This window comes from Streptococcus oralis (assembly GCF_001588645.1).
GTDB lineage: Bacteria > Bacillota > Bacilli > Lactobacillales > Streptococcaceae > Streptococcus > Streptococcus oralis_AB.
Genome location: NZ_LAYF01000014.1, coordinates 60,013 through 82,554 on the forward strand (window position 1 = coordinate 60,013; position 22,542 = coordinate 82,554).

The following is a 22,542-nucleotide window of genomic DNA, read 5'->3' on the forward strand; positions in this document are numbered from 1 at the left end:
TGAAATCAAATCTAGAAAGGGAACCTATGTTACACAACGCATTTGCCTATGTTACAAGGAAGTTTTTCAAATCGATTGTTATCTTCCTGATTATTCTCCTCATGGCGAGCTTGAGTTTGGTCGGCTTGTCGATCAAGGGAGCTACTGCCAAGGCTTCTCAGGAGACCTTTAAAAATATCACCAATAGCTTCTCCGTGCAAATCAATCGTCGCGTCAATCAAGGAACGCCTCGTGGTTCTGGGAATATAAAGGGTGAGGATATCAAAAAAATCACCGAAAATAAGGCCATCGAGTCTTATGTTAAACGCATCAACGCTATCGGAGATTTGACTGGATATGACCTGATTGAAACGCCAGAAACCAAGAAAAATCTCACTGCAGACCGTGCCAAACGGTTTGGAAGCAGCTTGATGATTACAGGTGTCAATGACTCCTCTAAAGAAGACAAGTTTGTCTCTGGCTCATATAAACTGGTTGAAGGTGAGCACCTAACCAACGACGACAAAGACAAGATCCTCATGCACAAGGACTTGGCAGCTAAACACGGTTGGAAAGTCGGAGATAAGGTCAAACTAGACTCCAATATCTACGATGCAGACAATGAAAAAGGTGCCAAGGAAACAGTTGAAGTGACTATCAAGGGACTCTTTGATGGTCACAATAAGTCAGCAGTAACCTACTCACAAGAACTCTATGAAAATACAGCTATCACAGACATTCACACTGCTGCAAAACTTTATGGATACACAGAAGACACAGCTATTTATGGGGACGCAACCTTCTTTGTAACAGCGGACAAGAACTTGGATGATGTTATGAAAGAGTTGAATGGTATCAGTGGCATCAACTGGAAGAGCTACACACTTGTAAAGAGCTCCTCTAACTACCCAGCTCTTGAGCAATCCATCTCTGGGATGTACAAGATGGCCAACCTCCTCTTCTGGGGTAGCTTGAGCTTCTCAGTCCTTCTCCTTGCACTCTTGCTCAGCCTTTGGATCAACGCCCGTCGCAAGGAAGTGGGAATCCTCCTCTCTATCGGTCTCAAGCAGGCAAGTATCTTGGGGCAATTCATCACCGAATCTGTCTTGATTGCCATCCCTGCTCTCGTTTCGGCTTACTTCCTAGCCAACTACACAGCCCGTGCCATCGGAAATACTGTTCTTGCCAATGTCACTTCAGGTGTTGCCAAGCAAGCTAGCAAGGCTGCTCAAGCCTCTAACCTTGGTGGTGGTGCAGAAGTAGACGGCTTTAGCAAGACCTTGTCGAGCTTAGACATTTCCATTCAGACATCAGACTTTATCATCGTCTTTGTCCTTGCCTTGGTTCTAGTGGTTCTCGTTATGGCGCTTGCTTCAAGCAATCTCCTCAGAAAACAACCAAAAGAGCTCTTGCTCGATAGCGAATAAAAAACTTGCTACCTATTCTCCCCTAAATGGGGTATAATATAGGTAGCATTTTTATCTATTTCATCTTGATAAGGACTCTTCCTATCAGGATGAAACAGAGAAGATTTACAAGAAATTTAAAGGAATGTGAAACGTTTTTCTATGAAAATTTTAATTGTAGAAGATGAAGAGATGATCCGTGAGGGGATCAGTGACTATTTGACGGATTGTGGTTATGAAACCATTGAAGCAGCAGATGGACAAGAAGCTCTGGAAAAATTTTCCAGCTATGAGGTGGCCCTGGTTTTACTGGATATCCAGATGCCCAAGCTCAATGGTCTAGAAGTCCTAGCGGAGATTCGTAAGACCAGTCAGGTTCCTGTCTTGATGCTGACCGCCTTTCAGGATGAGGAATACAAGATGAGCGCCTTCGCCTCTCTGGCAGACGGCTATCTGGAAAAACCCTTCTCCCTGTCTCTCTTAAAAGTGAGGGTGGATGCAATTTTCAAGCGCTACTACGATACAGGACGAGTCTTCTCCTATAAGGATACCAAGGTGGACTTTGAGAGTTACAGTGCAAGCCTCGCAGGTCAAGAAGTGGCTATCAATGCCAAAGAGTTAGAAATTCTGGACTATTTGGTGAAAAATGAAGGACGGGCCTTGACTCGTTCTCAGATTATCGATGCTGTCTGGAAGGCGACAGATGAGGTTCCCTTTGACCGTGTCATTGATGTCTATATCAAGGAACTGCGGAAAAAGCTAGACTTGGATTGTATCCTCACGGTGCGCAATGTTGGTTATAAATTGGAGCGAAAATGAAACGAACAGGTTTATTTACAAAGATTTTTATCTATACCTTCTCGATTTTTAGTGTTCTGGTTATTTGTCTTCATTTAGCCATTTATTTTCTCTTTCCCTCTACTTATCTAAGCCATCGTCAGGAAACCATTGGCCAGAAAGCGACAGCCATTGCCCAGTCCCTGGATGGAAAAGATAGGCAGAATATTGAGCAAGTCTTAGACTTGTATTCCCAGACCAGTGATATCAAAGGAGCTGTCAAGGGAGAAATGACCGAGGACAAGTTAGAAGTCAAGGACAATCTTCCTCTGGACACAGACCGCCAGACCACCTCTCTCTTTATCGAGGAGCGTGAAGTGAAAACGCAAGATGGTAGCACTATGACACTTCAATTTCTAGCTTCCATGGACCTGCAAAAGGAAGCAGAGCAGATTAGTCTCCAATTTCTCCCCTATACCTTGCTGGCATCCTTTCTGATTTCCCTCTTGGTAGCCTACATCTACGCTCGAACCATTGTTGCCCCGATTTTGGAAATCAAGCGGGTGACCCGTCGGATGATGGATCTGGATGCTCAAGTACGTTTGCGCGTGGATTCTAAGGATGAGATTGGTGATCTTAAGGAACAGATCAATAGCCTTTACCAGCATCTTTTGACTGTCATTGAGGACTTGCATGAGAAGAATGAAGCCATTCTCCAGCTTGAGAAGATGAAGGTGGAATTTCTACGAGGGGCCTCTCATGAACTGAAAACCCCTCTGGCTAGTCTCAAAATCCTAATTGAAAATATGAAAGAAAATATCGGTCGTTACAAGGATAGGGATCACTATCTGGGAGTAGCCTTGGGGATTGTGGATGACCTCAGTCACCACGTTCTTCAGATACTTTCTCTTTCTTCTGTTCAGGAATTGCGAGAGGAGAAGGAGAACATTGACCTACTCCAAATGACGCAAACTCTGGTTAAGGATTATACTTTACTAGCCAAGGAAAGAAATGTTCAGATAGACATTAGCTTGACCCATCAGCAAGCCTACATAAATCCATCTGTGATGAAGTTGATCCTATCGAATCTCATCAGTAACGCTATCAAGCACTCCATTCCAGGGGGCTTGGTTCGTATCGGAGAGAGTGAAGGAGAACTTTTTATCGAAAATAGCTGTAGTCCTGAAGAACAAGAAAAATTGGCCCAGTCTTTTTCTGGCAATGCTAGTCGCAAGGCCAAGGGTTCAGGAATGGGGCTCTTTGTGGTCAAAAGTTTATTAGAACATGAGAAATTACCTTATCATTTTGAGATGCAAGATGATCGTTTGACCTTCTTCATGTCTTATCCTAAAGTCGCTCAAGACTAAGAGAAAGAAAGGGTTTACATTGATTGAGTTGGAAGAAATTCAATCTAAAGTATGGGAAAAACTAGCTTTTTTTGTCAAAAAGTGATAAAATGAACAATGTAAATGGGATGTCCCAAAAAATATATAGGAGGCCTGACAAATGGCAATCGTTTCAGCAGAAAAATTTGTCCAAGCAGCTCGTGACAACGGTTATGCAGTTGGTGGATTTAACACAAACAACCTTGAGTGGACTCAAGCTATCTTGCGTGCAGCAGAAGCTAAAAAAGCTCCAGTTTTGATCCAAACTTCAATGGGTGCTGCGAAATACATGGGTGGTTACAAAGTTGCTCGCAACTTGATCGCTAACCTTGTTGAGTCAATGGGTATCACTGTACCAGTAGCTATCCACCTTGACCACGGTCACTACGAAGATGCACTTGAGTGTATCGAAGTTGGTTACACTTCAATCATGTTTGACGGTTCACACCTTCCAGTTGAAGAAAACCTTAAATTGGCTAAAGACGTTGTTGAAAAAGCACACGCTAAAGGTATCTCAGTAGAAGCTGAAGTTGGTACTATCGGTGGTGAAGAAGACGGTATCATCGGTAAAGGTGAATTGGCTCCAATCGAAGACGCTAAAGCAATGGTTGCAACTGGTATTGACTTCTTGGCAGCTGGTATCGGTAACATCCACGGTCCTTACCCAGCAAACTGGGAAGGTCTTGACCTTGACCACTTGAAGAAATTGACAGAAGCTCTTCCAGGCTTCCCAATCGTATTGCACGGTGGTTCAGGTATTCCTGATGACCAAATCCAAGCAGCTATCAAACTTGGTGTTGCGAAAGTTAACGTTAACACTGAATGCCAAATCGCATTCGCTAACGCAACTCGTAAATTTGCTCGTGACTACGAAGCAAACGAAGCAGAATACGACAAGAAGAAACTCTTCGACCCACGTAAATTCTTGGCTGACGGTGTAAAAGCTATCCAAGCATCAGTTGAAGAACGTATCGACGTATTCGGTTCAGAAGGTAAAGCTTAATCTAGCTTAACCATATAAAACAGAAACCTACCCATTGGGTGGGTTTTTTGTGTTTGAAACTATAGAGAATATGTTGGGGAAGAATCTATCTTAAGTTGCTAAAAGAGTCTAATTTTTGTACAATAATGCTATGAAAAAACTGAAAAAATGGAGTCTTGGCTTTCTTAGTTTCATTCTTTTGTTTTTAGGGGCAACATTCATCTTTCATCGTATCAGTTTGGAAAAGGAACAAGCCTCACTAACACCTGTGGGACAGCAAGTTCTTGTCAATAGGCATCAAATGAATGTTTACGTTGAAGGGGACGGTCCAGAGACTATAGTATTTCTATCCGGTGCTGGGATTGCTTCTCCAATCTTGGATTTTAAGGATATATCGGATTCCTTATCAAAAAAATATAAGGTAGTCATCGTGGAACGTGCTGGCTATGGTTATAGTGATGATAGCAATCAATCAAGAGATGTGATGGAAGTTTTGGCTGAGACTCGTCAAGCACTGTCCCAAGCCAATGTAACAGGTCCTTTTATCATTCTGTCTCATTCTATAGCGAGTCTTGAGAGTCTGGCTTGGCAGGAGAAGTATCCAGATGAAGTGAAAGCCTTGGTTGGTCTAGATTTGGCATTGCCATCAAGTTATGAGGATTTAAAGGATAATCAATCTTTGCTTACTGTAGCCTACTGGACCAGCAAGATTGGCTTATTACGCTATTTCCATGAGTCCTTTTATATAAAAAATCCAACGCTGACTGAAAGTGAACGGCAACAATATAAATTACTAGCATATAAGCAGTTGATGTCCCAAGCCATGCTTCATGAATCCCGTTTGGTAAAGGAAAATGCCAAGAAAGTTTCCTCTAGCATCAATCCTAAAATTCCTACCTTACTCATGGTTTCTAATGGTGAAGGGACGAGCTTTAGCCAATCAGAATGGCAGCATTATGCTATGAGGTTTGCAAGTGACCAGTCTAATGTTCAAGTCATCTATATAGATGCACCACACGACCTCTATCATTATCAAAGTCATGAGGTTATTACTCGTATTGAAGAATTTTTAGAGAATAATTGAGGGCTTAAAAATCCATTGAGACTGATGATAATAATTGAAAGGTAATGACTTATGAATAATTCTTATATTTTACTTAGACATGCTCATTCAAGATTTTCAAGTGATGATTTTAATAGAACTTTATCAGAAAAAGGATTTTCATCTCTTGACCAGTTAGAGTTTTTGAATTCTTTTAATATTGATTATTATTTTTCTAGTCCTTATAAACGAGCATTTGAAACGATTAATAGCTCGCCAATTCAATTTGATAAAATAGTTCTTGATAATCGGTTACGAGAGCGAAAATTATCTTCAACCTTTATAAAAGATTCTGAGTTTGAAGACAGTATCAAATATTTATGACAAAATCCTAGTGAATCTCTTTCAGAAGGGGAATCAAATCAAGACGCACTAGCTAGAGTACTAAATTTTTTAATGGAATTGGAAGAGAGATACTCAGAAAAAACGATTTTACTTAGTTCACACGGGAATTTGATAGGAATACTACTACATCACTTTGATTCCAGTTTTGATTATGAAAAATGGGAGCAAATGACCTTTCCAGATTGTTTTCTAATTGATAGAAATGGGATTGTGAAAAGAATTATGAAAGATTAGCTCTTTGATTAAATAGTGAATCATATTGATCAAAATAGTTTGCTTTTTACAATTCGTAACCTGCCCAATGGGCAGGTTTTTTTGGTGTTCTAGGAAATTATCAAATCAGAATTTTTGATTAAAACTATTATTTTAAGAGTGAAATCTCTAATTTCATAATCTATAGGCAAACGCTTGCATTCTAGTTTTTATTGGACTATAATAGGTTGGTATAAAGCCTTCTGTAATAATATTGAGAAGGTGTAGAAAGTAAGGATTTAGATATTTGTAGTCAAAAATACAATGTTGCTATTCCTTGCGATAGGGAGATAGATATGGCAATGATAGAAGTGGAACATCTTCAGAAAAATTTTGTGAAGACTGTTAAGGAACCAGGCTTGAAGGGGGCTTTGCGCTCCTTTATTCATCCTGAAAAGCATACCTTTGAAGCAGTCAAGGATTTGACCTTTGAAGTTCCAAAAGGCCAGATTCTAGGCTTTATCGGAGCAAATGGTGCTGGGAAGTCGACAACCATCAAAATGCTGACAGGGATTTTGAAACCGACATCTGGTTTTTGTCGGATTAACGGCAAGATTCCGCAGGACAATCGTCAAGATTATGTCAAAGATATTGGGGTGGTCTTTGGACAACGCACCCAGCTATGGTGGGATTTGGCACTGCAAGAGACCTATACGGTCTTGAAAGAGATTTACGATGTGCCAGACTCGCTCTTTCACAAGCGCATGGACTTTTTGAATGAAGTCTTGGATTTGAAAGACTTTATCAAGGATCCCGTGCGGACTCTTTCACTGGGTCAACGGATGCGGGCGGATATTGCGGCTTCCTTACTCCACAATCCCAAGGTTCTCTTTTTAGATGAGCCGACTATTGGTCTGGATGTTTCCGTCAAGGATAACATTCGTCGAGCCATTACCCAGATCAATCAGGAGGAAGAGACTACCATTCTCTTGACTACTCACGATCTGAGTGATATTGAGCAACTCTGTGATCGGATTTTCATGATTGACAAGGGGCAGGAGATTTTTGATGGAACGGTTAGCCAGCTCAAGGAGACTTTTGGCAAGATGAAGACTCTTTCTTTTGAACTGGTACCAGGTCAAAGTCACCTCGTCTCTCACTATGAAGGCCTACCTAATATGACCATTGATAGACAAGGAAATAGCCTCAATATTGAATTTGATAGTTCCCGTTACCAGTCAGCTGATATTATCAAGCAAACCCTGTATGATTTTGAAATTCGCGATTTGAAGATGTTGGATACGGATATCGAGGATATTATCCGTCGCTTCTATCGAAAGGAGCTCTAAGATGGTCAAATTGTGGAGACGTTATAAACCCTTTATCAATGCAGGGATTCAGGAGTTGATCACCTATCGAGTGAATTTTCTTCTCTATCGGATTGGTGATGTGATGGGAGCTTTTGTGGCTTTTTATCTCTGGAAGGCTGTTTTTGATTCCTCGCAGGAGTCTTTGATCCAGGGTTTCAGTATGGCGAATATCACTCTCTACATCATCATGAGTTTTGTGACCAATCTGTTGACCAGGTCAGATAGCTCCTTTATGATTGGGGAGGAGGTCAAGGATGGCTCCATTATCATGCGCTTGCTGCGACCAGTGCATTTTGCGGCCTCATATCTCTTCACCGAGCTTGGATCTAAGTGGTTGATTTTTATCTCTGTTGGACTGCCATTTTTAAGTGTTATTGTCTTGATGAAAATCTTATCTGGGCAAGGGATAGTAGAAGTGCTGGGACTAACTACCCTTTATCTTTTTAGCTTAACGCTGGCCTATCTGATTAACTTTTTCTTTAATATCTGCTTTGGATTTTCAGCTTTTGTGTTTAAAAATCTATGGGGTTCCAATTTACTTAAGACTTCCATAGTGGCCTTTATGTCTGGGAGTTTGATTCCCTTGGCTTTCTTTCCAAAGGTGGTTTCAGATATTCTGTCCTTCTTGCCTTTCTCATCTTTGATTTATACTCCAGTTATGATCATTGTTGGGAAATACGATGCCAGTCAGATTCTTCAGGCATTCGCTTTGCAGTTTTTCTGGCTCTTAGTGATGGTGGGTCTGTCTCAGCTGATTTGGAAACGAGTCCAGTCCTTCATCACCATTCAAGGAGGTTAGTATGAAAAAATATCAACGCATGCATCTGATTTTTATCAGACAATACATCAAGCAAATCATGGAATACAAGGTTGATTTTGTGGTTGGTGTCTTGGGAGTCTTTCTGACCCAAGGCCTGAACCTCTTGTTTCTCAATGTGCTCTTTCAACACATCCCCTCGCTAGAAGGCTGGACCTTTCAAGAGATTGCCTTTATCTATGGATTTTCCTTAATTCCCAAGGGATTGGACCATCTCTTTTTTGACAATCTCTGGGCTCTGGGGCAACGTTTAGTGCGAAAAGGAGAGTTTGACAAGTACCTGACGCGTCCTATCAATCCTCTTTTTCATATTCTGGTTGAGACCTTTCAGATTGATGCCTTGGGCGAACTATTGGTCGGTGGAATTTTATTAGCGACAACAGTATCAAGCATTGCTTGGACTCTTCCAAAATTCCTGATTTTTCTAGTCTGCATTCCTTTTGCGACCTTGATCTATACTTCCTTGAAAATCGCGACTGCCAGTATCGCTTTTTGGACCAAGCAGTCAGGAGCCATGATTTACATTTTCTATATGTTTAATGACTTTGCCAAGTACCCGATTTCCATTTACAATTCGCTCCTTCGTTGGTTGATTAGCTTTATCGTGCCTTTCGCCTTTACGGCCTACTATCCTGCCAGCTATTTCTTGCAGGAAAAGAACGGACTCTTTAATATCGGTGGGTTGATTTTGATTTCCCTTGTTTTCTTTGTTATTTCTTTAAAACTCTGGGACAGGGGCTTGGACGCCTACGAAAGTGCGGGTTCGTAAGAGATAAGATAGGATGAGAGTTAAAAATTAAATATGTTACAAACAACCGTTGAAAATTATAGCGGTTGTTTTTGCATATTTATTTAAGTATAAGTTGTATCCATCCCCCCTTTTTGCGATTTTGGTAGTTATTCCGGTTAATTGATAATATTTTTGATGGTAGGAATGAGTTTATATTGTAGCCAGTTAACTATAATATTTATTGACTAGACTATTTGTTAACATGGATTAAAAAAAAAATTAACCTGGGTTAATTTTTCTTGACTTAAATTTTTTTAATTGATATACTGTTTTTCAGAGAGCTAACAATTATATATAAATGTACTACTCTACCCCACTAGATGATACGTCATAAAACTTTTTATAACAAAGGCTAGCAAGGTTAAAGTTTTCTATCTATTGGGTTTAAAATAAAAAATTAAGGAATTAAAATGAAAAAAAGTACGGTATTGTCATTAACTACTGCTGCAGTTATTTTAGCAGCATATGCCCCCAATGAGGTAATTTTAGCAGATGCACCTAGTTCTGAAGATGCTTTAAGAATTTCTGATAAAGAAAAAGTAGTAGCAGATAAAGAAAAAGTAGTAGCAGATAAAGAAACAGAAAACAATGAACAATCTGAAGAACTTCATAATGTTATAGAAACTTCAAAGGATACTGAGGAGAAGAAGACAACAGTTATTGAGGAAAAAGAGGTTGTTAGTAAAAAGTCTGTGATAGACAAAAAAACTAGTAACGAAGGAGCAAGTATCAAAGAAGACTCCAATCAATCCCAAGGAAATGATGCGGACTCATTTGTAAATAAAGATACAGAAAATCCGAAAAAAGAAGATAAAGTTGTCTATATTGCTGAATTTAAAGATAAACAATCTGGAGAAAAAGTAATTAAGGAACTATCAAATCTTAAGGATACAAAAGTTTTATATACCTATAATACGATTTTTAATGGCGCTGCCATTGAAACAACTCCAGATAATTTGGACAAAATTAAACAAATAGAAGGTGTTTCGTCGGTTGAACGATCACAAAAACTCCAACCAATGATGAATCATGCCAGAAAGGAAATTGGAGTTGAGGAAGCTATTGATTACCTAAAGTCTATCAATGCTCCATTTGGGAAAAATTTTGATGGTAGAGGTATGGTCATTTCAAATATCGATACTGGAACAGATTATAGGCATAAGGCTATGAGGATTGATGATGATGCCAAAGACTCAATGAAATTTAAAAAAGATGACTTAAAAGGCACTGATAAGAATTATTGGTTGAGTGATAAAATCCCTCATGCGTTCAATTATTATAATGGTGGTAAAATCACTGTAGAAAAATATGATGATGGAAGGGATTATTTTGACCCACATGGGATGCATATTGCAGGGATTCTTGCTGGAAATGATACTGAAAAAGATATCAAGAACTTTAATGGCATAGATGGAATTGCGCCTAATGCACAAATTTTCTCTTATAAAATGTACTCTGACGCAGGATCTGGGTTTGCAGGTGATGAAACAATGTTTCATGCTATTGAAGATTCGATCAAACACAATGTCGATGTTGTTTCGGTATCATCTGGCTTTACGGGAACCGGTCTTGTAGGCGAGAAATATTGGGAGGCTATTAGAGCATTAAGAAAAGCTGGAATCCCAATGGTTGTTGCTACAGGTAACTTTGCGACTTCTGCTTCAAGTTCTTCTTGGGATTTAGTAGCAAATAATAATCTGAAAATGACAGATACTGGAAATGTAACACGAACCGCCGCACATGAAGATGCGATAGCGGTCGCTTCTGCTAAAAATCAAACCATTGAGTTTGATAAGGTTAACATTGGAGGACAAAGTTTTAAATACAGAAATATAGGGGCTTTTTTCGATAAAAACAAAATCCTAACAAATGAGGATGGCTCAAAAACTCCAAATAAATTAAAATTTGTATATATAGGCAAAGGTCAAGACCAAGATTTGATAGGCTTGGATCTTAAGGGCAAAATTGCAGTAATGGATAGAATTTATACCAAGGATTTAAAAGATGCTTTTAAAAGAGCTATGGATAAAGGCGCACGTGCCATTATGGTTGTAAATACTGTAAATTACTACAATAGAGATAATTGGACAGACCTTCCAGCTATGGGATATGAAGCGGATGAAGGGACTACTAGTCAAGTATTTTCAATTTCAGGAGATGATGGTGTAAAATTATGGAACATGATTAACCCTGATAAAAAAACTGAAGTCAAAAGAAATAATAAGGAAGATTTTAAAGATAACTTAGAACAATACTATCCAATTGATATGGAAAGCTATAATTCTAATAAACCGAATGTAGGTGATGAAAAAGAAATTGACTTTAAATTTGCACCTGACACAGACAAAGAACTTTATAAAGAAGATATTATAGTTCCAGCAGGGTCTACATCTTGGGGGCCAAGAACAGATTTGCTTTTAAAACCGGATGTTTCAGCACCAGGTAAAAATATTAAATCTACTCTAAATGTTATTAATGGTAAATCTACTTATGGTTATATGTCAGGAACTAGCATGGCAACTCCAATTGTAGCAGCTTCTACTGTTTTGATTCGACCAAAATTAAAGGAATTGCTTGAAAGACCTGTCTTGAAAAATCTTAAGGGAGATGACAAAATAGACCTTACAAGTCTTACAAAAATAGCCCTACAAAATACTGCAAGACCTATGATGGATGCAACCTCTTGGAAAGAAAAGAGTCAATACTTTGCATCACCTAGACAGCAGGGAGCGGGACTAATTAATGTTGCCAACGCTTTGAGAAATGAAGTTGTAGCGACTTTCAAAAATATAGATTCTAAAGGTTTGGTAAATTCATATGGTTCCATTTCTCTTAAAGAAATAAAAGGTGATAAAAAATACTTTACAATCAAGCTTCACAATACCTCAAATAGACCTTTAACCTTTAAAGTTTCTGCATCAACTGTAACTACAGATGCTCTAACTGATAGGCTAAAACTCGATGAAACATATAAAGATGAAAAATCTCCGGACGGGAAGCAAATTGTTCCAGAAATTCACCCAGAAAAAGTCAAAGGAGCAAATATCACATTTGAGCATGATACTTTCACTATAGGTCCAAATTCCAGCTTTGATTTAAATGCGGTTATAAATGTTGGGGAAGCAAAAAATAAAAATAAATTTGTAGAATCATTTATTCATTTTGAGTCAGTGGAAGAAATGGAAGCTCTAAACTCCAACGGTAAGAAAAGAAACTTCCAACCTTCTTTGTCCATGCCTCTAATGGGATTTGCTGGGAATTGGAACCACGAACCAATCCTTGATAAATGGGCCTGGGAAGAAGGGTCAAAATCAAAAGCGATGGAAGGTTATGATGATGATGGCAAACCAAAAATTCCAGGTACCTTAAATAAGGGGATTGGTGGAGAACATGGTATAGATAAATTTAATCCAGCAGGAGTTATCCAAAATAGAAAAGATAGAAATACAACATCCCTAGATCAAAATCCAGAACTATTTGCTTTCAATAACGAAGGAATCAACGCACCCTCATCAAGTGGTTCTAATATTGCTAAAATTTATCCTTTAGATTCAAATGGAAATCCTCAAGATGCTCAACTTGAGAGAGGATTAACGCCTTCTCCACTTGTATTAAGAAGTGCAGAAGAAGGGGTGATTTCAATAGTAAATACAAATAAAGAAGGAGAAAATCAAAGAGACTTAAAAGTCATTTCGAGAGAACACTTTATTAAAGGAATTTTAAACTCTAAAAGAAATGATGCAAAGGGCATTAAATCTTCTAAGCTAAAAGTTTGGGGTGATTTGAAATGGGATGGACTCATTTATAACCCTAGAGGTAGAGAAGAAAATGCCCCAGAAAGTAATGACAAAAAAGATCCTGCTACTAAGATACGAGGACAATTTGAACCGATTGCGGAAGGCCAATATTTCTATAAATTTAAATATAGATTAACCAAGGATTACCCATGGCAGGTTTCCTATATTCCTGTAAAAATTGATAACACCCCTCCAAAGATTGTTTCAATTGATTTTTCAAACCCTGAAAAAATTAAGTTGATTACAAAGGATACTTATCACAAGGTCAAAGAGCAATACAAGAATGAAACGCTATTTGCGAGAGATCAAAAAGAACATCCTGAAAAATTTGACGAGATTGCCAACGAAGTTTGGTATGCTGGGGCCGCTCTTGTTAATGAAGATGGAGAGGTTGAGAAAAATCTTGAAGTAACTTATGCAGGTGAGGGTCAAGGACGAAATAGGAAACTTGATAAAGACGGAAATACTATTTATGAAATTAGTGGAGCAGGAGATTTAAGAGGCAAAATCATTGAAGTGATTGCATTAGACGGTTCTAGCAATTTCACAAAGATTCATAGAATTAAATTTGCTGATCATGCTGATGAAAAGGGGATGATTTCCTATTATCTAGTAGATCCTGATCAAGATTCATCTAAATACCAAAAGCTTGGAGAAATTCCTGAATCTAAATTTAAGAATATAAAAAACGTTAAAGATGATAGTCTTAAAAAAGATACAACTGAGGTAGAACATCATCAAGAAAATGAAGAGGCTACCGAAGAAAAATCTAGTTTTACTATTCATAAAACTATTTCAACAATTAGAGATTTTGAAAGCAAAGACTTAAAGAAACTCATTAAAAAGAAATTTAGAGAAGTTGATGACTTTACAAGTGAAACTGGTAAGAGAATAGAGGAATACGATTATAAATACGATGATAAGGGAAATATCATTGCTTATGACGATGGTAGTGCCTTACAATATGAAACTGAAAAACTTGATGAAATCAAATCAAAAATTTATGGCATTCTAAACCCATCTAAAGATGGACACTTTGAAATTCTTGGAAAGATCAGTAATGTTTCTAAAAATGCCAAGGTATATTATGGAAATAACTATAAATCGATAGAAATCAAAACGACCAAGTATGATTCCCACTCAAAAACGATGACATTTGATTTATACGCTAATATTAATGATATTGTGGATGGATTAGCTTTTGCAGGAGATATGAGGTTTTTTGTCAAAGATGATGATCAGATAAAAGCTGAAACTAAAATTAGAATGCCTGAAAAAAATAAGGAAACTAAAGCAGAATATCCGTATGCATCAAGTTATGGGAATGTAATAGAATTAGGAGAAGGAGATCTTTCAAAAAATAAACCAAACAATTTAACGGACATGGAATCTGGTAAAATCTATTCTGATTCAGAAAAACAACAATATCTATTAAAGGATAACATCATTCTAAGAAAAGGCTATGCACTAAAAGTGACTACCTATAATCCTGGAAAAACGGATATGTTAGAAGGAAATGGAGTCTATAGCAAGGAAGATATAGCAAAAATCCAAAAGGCCAATCCTAATCTAAGAGTCTTATCAGAAACAACAATTTATGCTGATAGTAGAAATGTTGAAGATGGAAGAAGTACTCAATCAGTATTAATGTCGGCTTTGGACGGCTTTAACATTGTAAGATATCAAGTGTTTACATTTAAAATGAATGATAAAGGGGAAGCAATCGATAACGATGGCAATCTTGTGACAGATCCTTCTAAACTGGTATTATTTGGTAAGGATAGTAAAGAGTACACAGGAGAGGATAAGTCCAATGTAGAAGCTATAAAAGAAGATGGCTCTACGTTATTTATTGATGCAAAACCAGTAAATCTTTCAATGGACAAGAACTACTTTAATCCATCTAAAACTAATAAAATTTATGTACGAAATCCAGAATTCTATTTAAGAGGTAAGATTTCTGATAAGGGTGGTTTTAACTGGGAGTTGAGAGTTAATGAATCGGTTGTAGACAATTATTTAATCTACGGAGATTTACACATTGATAACACTAGAGATTTTAACATTAAGCTTAATGTTAAAGACGGTGACATCATGGACTGGGGAATGAAAGACTATAAAGCAAACGGATTTCCAGATAAGGTAACAGATATGGATGGAAATGTTTATCTTCAAACTGGCTATAGCGATTTGAATGCAAAAGCAGTTGGAGTACACTATCAATTCTTATATGATAATGTAAAACCTGAAGTAAGCATTGATCCTAAGGGAAATACTAGTATCGAATATGCTAATGGAAAATCTGTAGTTTTTAACATCAATGATAAGAGAAATAATGGATTCGATGGTGAGATTCAAGAACAACATATTTATGTAAATGGAAAAGAATACAAATCATTTGATGATATTAAACAACTAACAGATAAGACACTAAACATTAAGATTGTTGTAAAAGATTTTGCAAGAAATACTACCGTAAAAGAATTCATTTTAAATAAAGACACGGGAGAGGTAAGTGAATTAAAACCTCATAGGGTAACTGTGACCATTCAAAATGGAAAAGAAATGAGTTCAACGATAGTGTCGGAAGAAGATTTTATGTTACCTGTCTATAAGGGTGAATTAGAAAAAGGATACCAATTTGATGGTTGGGAAATTTCTGGTTTCGAAGGGAAAAAAGACGCCGGCTATGTTCTTAATCTATCAAAAGATACCTTTATAAAACCTGTATTCAAGAAAATAGAGGAGAAAAAGGAGGAGGAAAATAAACCTACTTTTGATGTATCGAAAAAGAAAGAAAAAACACAATCTGATTCAACTAATGATGTCAATAGTATTGTTTCTGATGAAAATGATAAAAACTTTGAAATTAACAAGAACGTTTATCTAAATGAAGAAGGGAACTTAACTAATAAAAATACCAACATCAATAGTAAATCAACTAGTAACAATCCTAATGAGTTGCCAAAAACCGGAACAGCAAGCGGAGCCCAGACACTATTAGCTGCCGGAATCATGTTTATAGTAGGAGCTTTTCTTGGATTGAAGAGAAAAAATAAAGATTAAGACAAAAGCTATAGAAAAAATAAAGATTAAGACAAAAGCTATAGAAAAAATGGTTTATGTACTGAGATTAGATAGTGAGGAGGTGACATAGTTTTGTGAAAGTATTGATTTATAAATATATTATTTAGATTTCTATGAAAATGGGAGATTTAAAAGAGATATATGTAAAAGCCTTGTCTCAGGACAGGCTTTTTCTAATGGAGATGGGTTCTGTTTAAAATCCATTTCTTCGGCTTATAAAAATATAAATACAAACGGTTGTTTATATTTTGTGGTATAATGTATTGTAATAAATACTTGTTTTGATACCAATCTAGAGATATTTTTATAGTTATTTATTCTAGAAATTTTTGCTTGGATTTTTTTTAAAAGTCATAAAAGTTCATGGATAGTAACGAATGAAGTATCGTAAGCTTGGCTGAATATCAATCAAAAAGGAGAAAATTATGAATAAGAAAGAACGGGAAAAACAATTTGAAGAGATCAATGGACCTAAGCGGTCTGAATCAAAGTCGGCTCCGAATAAAAATATAAAAATCTATATTGGCATAGCACTCTCTGTTTTAGTCACTCTCATCTTGGTAAGTATTTTCTCATATCTTCTGATTGGAAAGAAAGAGCCAAATCAAGCATCGTCTTCAGTTTCAACTACAGAGTCAACAAGTCAAGCGTCTACAAGCCAAGGAAAAACAGATGAGACTGATAAGGATAAACAAGTGGAAATTCAAAAACTCAAGGATCAACTGACTGCTTTAGATACCAAAATTACGGAAGCAGAAGCACTTGTTAGCAAGTTGAAGAAAGAAACTACCGTTCCAAAACTAGATATTGAAGCAATCAAGAACAATGATTTGTCTAGTTTAGAAGGTACTTGGCGTAGTCAATCTGGCAATGAATACATTATTAATGATTCTGGAGAAGTACGTGCGACTTGGTTTACAAATGATCAAAAGTACGAATCTGTAGTTGGATTAAAGGTATCAAAAGGTCAAGATAGTCGTAACCCTGAGACAGCGTCTATCAGTGCGTGGGTAAAAGATTCTGTTGCTGGAGGATTTGTAGTAGTAGCTGTGCCAAGTGGTGTTGTTATGCAACCTGCTGATGATGGAAAGATTACGGATAAAAGCAATCATGCTGAAGAAAGACTACTTTCGGGCCAAGATTATGGGTCTATGTTAATGAAACCAGAAGATGTTTATTATCGTGTGAAACCAGATACCAGTAAACTTGAGGAAGCAGAAAAGAACTTAGCTCAACTGCAAGCAGATCGTGAAGCAATCAAATCTTCTCTAGAGTCAAAGGAAAAGAAAAATTAGATGGTATTCGTTCAAAAATACTGTTACAATCGGCAAAATCAAGAAGTCCAAACGGGCTTCTTTTTCTTTTATCACCACTATTCAACCACATAGACAGAGATATAGACCAGATAGACAAAAAGGGCTTGTTCTTGAAAAAATCCTCTGCTATAATGTTTTTTGTAAGGGACGTGAGAGGTCAGTATCAGACAACTCAAGTCAATAAAAAAGAAAATGGAGACATAAAAATGAAAAAATTATTGGGACTTGTATTTTTAGTAGCAGCAGCGCTAGTATTGTATTTCGGTTCTGTTGGATGGCCAAGTTTGGATGTCAACCTCTGGTCACTAATTCCAGTTGGCTTGTTCCTCTATTTCACGCTAGAAAATCTTTTGAAAAAAGACTATAAGGCTAGTCTGATGTGCTTGATTATTGCCTTTATCATTGCAAATGCTATTTTTGATATTTTGCCAATTTCAAGTGGTTTGGTGATTGGTGCGGGAGTGCTAGCTTGTGTAGGACTTGGCTACCTCTTTCCTGATAAAGATAAAAAAGAAGATAAATAGAAAAGTCTCGAGGTTTCTCGAGACTTTATTATTATTTACCAGCGTAATATTTTTGAATCCCTTTTACAATGCCTGCCACCAGTTTGTCTTGGTAGTGGCTATCTCTGATTTGTTGGCTTTCAGTGAAATTATCCATATAACCAAGTTCAAGGAGGACGGCTGGTTTGGCTGTTTCGCGTAGTACGGCAAAACTTCTTTCTAACTGACCAGCATCCTTAGCCCCTGTTTCGGCTAGGAGAGAGGAGTGGATAGCAGCAGCAAGTCGTTTGCTTTCACTGACACGATCAGGATGGTTGTGCCAGTATTGATTAATCTTACTTGGGTAATCAGGTTCATCGCTATAGGAGTAGGTTTGAATACCGCTTGCTTTTGAGTATGTGCTACCAGCTGCATTGAAGTGAATACTGATAAAGATGTCAGAGTTGGTTTTATTAACCATACGAGAACGTTCGGTAACAAAGTCAACATCGATATCACTATCACGAGAAGTGAGGACCTTGTAGCCTAGTTCTTCTAGCTTAGTACGAAGTTTACGGTAAATCTGCATGTTGAGATCTTTCTCAGCGACATTGTAGTAGAAGGCACCAGAATCCCGACCACCATGTCCAGGATCTAGGAAGATGGTATTGCTATATTGGCCTTTTACAAATCCACCTTCAGTTGAAACTTCAGAAATCCATTGGCCGTATTTTTGGAACAGGTGTTCCTTACCGTCTATCTTGTAAGTTCCTGAAACATAATGTCCATTATCATCTAGGTAGTAGCGTGCTTTGTCAGAGTTATCGTAAATCCATTCGCTCTTTGCCATGTAACCACCTGACTTGAGGTAGTATGCTCCAATCCACTCCTGATTTGCATAACGGCCATTCGCTTTTAGATAGAACCAGCTCTTGTAGGCTTTATCGAAGATCCACTCATTCTCCGCCATGGCTCCACTGGTTTTAAGGTAGTAGCTTTCTTTCCATTTGTCTGCAAGCATCCCACCATTCTGGTCAAATGAGTACCAGGAACCCTGAATCTTTTGCCAGTTTTCTTGGACATATCTCCCTGACCCGTTCGCATAGAACCAAGTATCCTTGATTTTGACCCAGTTGTTTTCTGCCATAGCTCCGCTCTGGTTAAAGAGGTAACCCTTGAAGGTTGTCGCGCTCAGCATTCCACCGTCTTTGTCAAAGTAGTACCAAGAACCGTTGATTTTCTCCCATTTATCCTGTGAGATCTTTCCAGAAGGAGCGATATAGTACCAAATTTGGTCTAATTTAGTCCAGCCCTTTTCCGCCATAGCTCCGCTTTTTGTGAGCAGATAGCCGTCAACGGCAGTATTGCTGAGCATGCTTCCAGTTTGATCAAAATAGTACCAAGAACCATTGATTTTTTTCCAGCTGTTCTGAGCTAGTCGTCCAGAGGAATCAGCATAATACCATTGATTGTCCAATTTGGTCCAGCTATTTTCTATCATGACACCATCTTGGTCAAAGGCATAGCCTTTGTAGATAGTAGAATGAAGACGATTACCATCTTGATCGAAGTAGTACCATTTGCCTTGGATTTGTTTCCAGTTCAAAGCAGGTTTATCATCTTGGTAAAAGCGCCAGTGGTGATTTTCTTGGTACCACCCTTCTTTTTTTGTCTTGTCTTCTTGCGCATCTACTTTTGGAAGAACTTCGGGTTCTGTATTCTCCTTAACAATAGCCTCTTTTTGATCATCTTTGGCTTGCTTTTCTTTAACAGCAGAAGGAGTTTGTGATTGGTTTTCTTCTGCAGAGACGGGAGCTAATATAGATCCTGCTATTGACAGAATCAGAGCACTGGCAAGTAGTATCTTTTTCACTTTCTATTCCTAACTTTTTCTTTTTCTCTTTATTTTTATCAATTATCAAACTGAACTTCTTCTAGTAGATACTCGATAAAGCGTTCGCCCATCTTAGACAGACTGGTTTTTTCATGCTGGATATAGACTAGTTCAATGGGATCGTTTATGTCCAGTGGAATGGAAACGATATTGTCTCCGTTAAGGTTGCTGTTCAAAATACCTGTTGCAATCGTGTATCCGTCCAAACCAATCAAGAGATTAAAGAGGGTGGCACGGTCGCTGACCACGATAGATTTTTTGTGGTATTCCTGCGAGAGAATCTCTTCAGAGAAGTAGAAGGAGTTATGCGTCCCTTGGTCATAGCTGAGGTAAGGGAAGTTCTCCAAGTCTTCTAGTTTAACCTTATCTTTCTTTGCTAGAGGGTTGGTTTTGCTGACAAAGATATGGGGTTGAGCTGTAAAGAGATGGTGGGCCAAGAGGTGGTTGTCATCCAGCATTTTTGTTAAAACATCACGGTTGTAGCTGTTTAAGAAGAGGACACCGACTTCACTACGGAAGTTCTTAACGTCGTCAATAATCTCCCAAGTCCGAGTTTCACGAAGGAAAAGTTCGTATTTTTCCATATCACTTTTCTTGAGCAGAGAGACAAAGGCATTGACTACAAAAGCATAGTGTTGAGACGAAACGCTAAAGAGCTCGCGGTGGGCGACAGGGTTTTTATAGCGTTCTTCCAGAAGCTGGGTTTGCTCGACGACTTGACGGGCATAGGAGAGAAACTCCATCCCATCACGGGTCAAGGTAATGCCCTTGGGATTACGAATAAAAATTTCAATCCCCATTTCATTTTCCAAGTCTCGAACGGCATTAGAGAGACTGGGTTGGGTGATAAAGAGTTGCTTGGCCGCCTCATTCATAGAGCCAGTTTCGACAATTTTGATAATATAGTGTAGTTGTTGAATTCTCATGTTTTTATTGTACCATACTTGCAGAAGAATGGGCAATGAAGACGAAGAAAATAGGGGGAAAGAGCCGGTCCAGTATTGAAAAAAAGTCTAGAATCTGCTAAAATGGAAGCTATGAAAACATTCTATGATGTGCAACAATTTCTCAAACAGTTTGGCATTATTGTTTACATGGGGAAGCGATTGTATGATATTGAACTGATGAAGCTCGAACTCTCTCGGATATATGATGCAGGTCTGATGGACAAGCTAGACTATCTAGAGGCAGAAGCTGTTCTTCGTAGAGAGCACAAGATAGAATTAGACTACATAGAGAAAAATGGAGAGAAGAACTTATGACAATTTGGGTTTTGTGGGGAATCGTATTGGCGATGGCGGCATGGATGGGTTATAACTACCTTCGTATTCGTCGTGCAGCTAAGATTGTGGATAATGCAGAATTTGAAGCCTTGATTCGGAAAGGGCAATTGATTGATGTCCGTGAACCAGCAGAATTTCACAGAAAACATATCCTCGGAGCTCGCAATATTCCTTCAAATCAGTTGAAGTCAAGCCTTGCAGCCCTTCGCAAGGATAAACCTGTCCTTCTCTACGAAAATCAACGTGGACAACGAGTGACCAATGCAGCACTTTATCTGAAAAAACAAGGTTTCTCTGAGATTTATATCCTTTCTTATGGATTGGATTCTTGGAACGGGAAGGTCAAGACTAGCTAAGATCAAGGAAAAAGATGATATACCCAGTCTCCTATACTAAATTAATAATCATTTTAAGGAATTTTTAGAAAATGCAAGAAAAGAAAAAAAATCCACTTTTGGTGGGTATTCTATCTATCATTCTTAGTTTGTTATTTCCGTTGGGAGGTATTGGTTTAGGTATCGCCGGTATCTTGTATGCTAACGAACTTCAAAAAGAATCTGGACTTGATTATAAAACAGAAAGAGTTATAGCTATTGTAGGTATTGTTCTTTCTGCTCTTAACTGGATTATTGGAATTTTCTTACACATGAATTAAAGAAGATTAAAAAAAGCTTTAAATTTAAAGCTTTTTTCTTTTATCCACTTTTCTCTAAATAGTTTTTAATGATTTCCAATTCCTCTGGATTCAAGGGACGGTATTGCCCTTCTGCTAGTTCTGGGTCTAATGTAAAATCACCGAACTGGACTCGTTTTAGGGCAGTCACCTTGACACCAACTGAGAGGAACATTTTTTTAACCTGATGAAATTTTCCTTCTGAGATGGTAATAGAGGCATGGCTCTCTGTTGGGCTTGCGGACAGAATTTCGAGCTGAGCAGGTTTACAAGTGGTCCCATCTAAAAAGACAATCCCATCTTTGAATTTTTGGATATGGTCTGACGTGAGCGGTCCGTTGACTTCCACTTGATAAGATTTATCAACATGGTACTGGGGATGAAGGAGTTGAAAACCAAGAGGTCCATTGTCTGTCAAAAGGAGCAGTCCCGTCGTATCGCGGTCTAGTCTGCCGATAGCATAGAGCTGGTCAGACTGGATGTCAGGTGGAAGGAGGTCCATGACGGTTGGAAGTTTCTTATCCTTGCTAGCTGTAACGACTCCGTTTGGCTTATGAAGCATGAGGTAGTTGTGCTCGTAGCCTTGGATTTGTCGTCCTTGAAAGACTAATTTCTGTAATCCAGTGTCGACATTTTGAGCGAGTGAGCTGGCTGGACAATCATCTACTAGGATTTCTTTTTTTAATAAAGCCTGTTTCATAGCCTTGCGACTGACCTTTTCTTGGGCTAATAATCTATCTAAACGCATACCAGCTTATCTTATCATAAGTCTCTGACTTTGAAAAGAGTTGCCTTGACTAGAAAAGCAGAGTGAAAACATTTACACTTAGCTGAACTGTGATTTTTGAATGAGACTGTGGTATAA

The 22,542-nt window shown here is 38.1% G+C and carries 17 protein-coding genes and 1 pseudogene; 15 read left to right on the top strand and 3 right to left on the bottom strand.

Annotation, left to right across the window (positions count from 1 at the left end; translation table 11 throughout):
- The first annotated feature begins 26 nt into the window (after positions 1-26).
- The 12 genes and pseudogenes from vex3 to A0739_RS08810 all read left to right on the top strand — a co-directional run bounded on the left by vex3 (position 27) and on the right by A0739_RS08810 (position 17,869).
- Entirely contained in the window at positions 27-1,406 is a 1,380-nt protein-coding gene (gene vex3, locus A0739_RS08760) for an ABC transporter permease subunit Vex3 (RefSeq protein ID WP_061587713.1), read from the top strand.
- A gap of 141 nt (positions 1,407-1,547) precedes the next feature.
- A complete protein-coding gene (vncR, locus tag A0739_RS08765; protein WP_000697942.1) occupies positions 1,548-2,204 on the top strand; it encodes a response regulator transcription factor VncR in 657 nt (218 codons plus the stop codon).
- The gene (vncS, locus tag A0739_RS08770) at positions 2,201-3,529 is read left to right on the top strand and encodes a sensor histidine kinase VncS (RefSeq protein WP_061587714.1); all 1,329 of its coding nucleotides are present in this window, start codon (positions 2,201-2,203) and stop codon (positions 3,527-3,529) included. Before vncR ends, vncS begins: the two co-directional genes overlap by 4 nt.
- A gap of 139 nt (positions 3,530-3,668) precedes the next feature.
- The gene (locus A0739_RS08775) at positions 3,669-4,550 is read left to right on the top strand and encodes a class II fructose-bisphosphate aldolase (protein WP_001018995.1); all 882 of its coding nucleotides are present in this window, start codon (positions 3,669-3,671) and stop codon (positions 4,548-4,550) included.
- A gap of 130 nt (positions 4,551-4,680) precedes the next feature.
- The gene (locus tag A0739_RS08780; RefSeq protein ID WP_061587733.1) at positions 4,681-5,613 is read left to right on the top strand and encodes an alpha/beta hydrolase; all 933 of its coding nucleotides are present in this window, start codon (positions 4,681-4,683) and stop codon (positions 5,611-5,613) included.
- A 51-nt stretch (positions 5,614-5,664) separates the two neighbouring features.
- A pseudogene (locus A0739_RS10245) lies at positions 5,665-6,210 on the top strand (histidine phosphatase family protein).
- Between the two features lie 314 nt (positions 6,211-6,524).
- Positions 6,525-7,517 carry an ABC transporter ATP-binding protein gene (locus A0739_RS08785; RefSeq protein ID WP_061587715.1) on the top strand — a complete coding sequence of 331 codons (993 nt, stop codon included), beginning with the start codon at positions 6,525-6,527 and terminating at the stop codon, positions 7,515-7,517.
- A gap of 1 nt (position 7,518) precedes the next feature.
- Positions 7,519-8,337 carry an ABC transporter permease gene (locus tag A0739_RS08790; RefSeq protein WP_061587716.1) on the top strand — a complete coding sequence of 273 codons (819 nt, stop codon included), beginning with the start codon at positions 7,519-7,521 and terminating at the stop codon, positions 8,335-8,337.
- Position 8,338: 1 nt separating this feature from the next.
- Complete coding sequence (locus A0739_RS08795; RefSeq protein ID WP_061587717.1) at positions 8,339-9,124, top strand: ABC transporter permease; 786 nt, start codon at positions 8,339-8,341, stop codon at positions 9,122-9,124.
- Between the two features lie 431 nt (positions 9,125-9,555).
- Positions 9,556-16,008: a S8 family peptidase gene (locus A0739_RS08800; RefSeq protein ID WP_061587718.1), complete on the top strand. Its 6,453-nt coding sequence runs from the start codon at positions 9,556-9,558 to the stop codon at positions 16,006-16,008.
- Between the two features lie 446 nt (positions 16,009-16,454).
- The gene (locus tag A0739_RS08805) at positions 16,455-17,324 is read left to right on the top strand and encodes a DUF6287 domain-containing protein (protein ID WP_061587719.1); all 870 of its coding nucleotides are present in this window, start codon (positions 16,455-16,457) and stop codon (positions 17,322-17,324) included.
- Positions 17,325-17,551: 227 nt separating this feature from the next.
- Positions 17,552-17,869 carry a LiaF transmembrane domain-containing protein gene (locus tag A0739_RS08810; RefSeq protein ID WP_061587720.1) on the top strand — a complete coding sequence of 106 codons (318 nt, stop codon included), beginning with the start codon at positions 17,552-17,554 and terminating at the stop codon, positions 17,867-17,869.
- Between the two features lie 31 nt (positions 17,870-17,900).
- Here A0739_RS08810 and A0739_RS08815 read toward each other — a convergent pair whose 3' ends face one another.
- Both A0739_RS08815 and A0739_RS08820 read right to left on the bottom strand, forming a co-directional pair.
- Complete coding sequence (locus A0739_RS08815; RefSeq protein ID WP_061587721.1) at positions 17,901-19,700, bottom strand: N-acetylmuramoyl-L-alanine amidase; 1,800 nt, start codon at positions 19,698-19,700, stop codon at positions 17,901-17,903.
- A gap of 38 nt (positions 19,701-19,738) precedes the next feature.
- The gene (locus A0739_RS08820; protein ID WP_061587722.1) at positions 19,739-20,647 is read right to left on the bottom strand and encodes a LysR family transcriptional regulator; all 909 of its coding nucleotides are present in this window, start codon (positions 20,645-20,647) and stop codon (positions 19,739-19,741) included.
- Between the two features lie 102 nt (positions 20,648-20,749).
- Between A0739_RS08820 and A0739_RS08825 the strand changes: the two genes are divergently transcribed.
- From A0739_RS08825 to A0739_RS08835, 3 genes are all read left to right on the top strand, one after another.
- Positions 20,750-20,983 carry a YqgQ family protein gene (locus A0739_RS08825; RefSeq protein ID WP_061587734.1) on the top strand — a complete coding sequence of 78 codons (234 nt, stop codon included), beginning with the start codon at positions 20,750-20,752 and terminating at the stop codon, positions 20,981-20,983.
- Positions 20,980-21,360 (top strand): rhodanese-like domain-containing protein, encoded by a 381-nt coding sequence (locus A0739_RS08830; protein WP_033629414.1) that lies wholly within the window; start codon positions 20,980-20,982, stop codon positions 21,358-21,360. The genes A0739_RS08825 and A0739_RS08830 overlap by 4 nt, the downstream gene beginning before the upstream one ends.
- A gap of 71 nt (positions 21,361-21,431) precedes the next feature.
- Positions 21,432-21,659 (top strand): hypothetical protein, encoded by a 228-nt coding sequence (locus A0739_RS08835; RefSeq protein WP_061587723.1) that lies wholly within the window; start codon positions 21,432-21,434, stop codon positions 21,657-21,659.
- Between the two features lie 40 nt (positions 21,660-21,699).
- Here A0739_RS08835 and A0739_RS08840 read toward each other — a convergent pair whose 3' ends face one another.
- Positions 21,700-22,425 (bottom strand): 16S rRNA pseudouridine(516) synthase, encoded by a 726-nt coding sequence (locus A0739_RS08840; RefSeq protein WP_061587724.1) that lies wholly within the window; start codon positions 22,423-22,425, stop codon positions 21,700-21,702.
- Positions 22,426-22,542 lie beyond the last annotated feature (117 nt).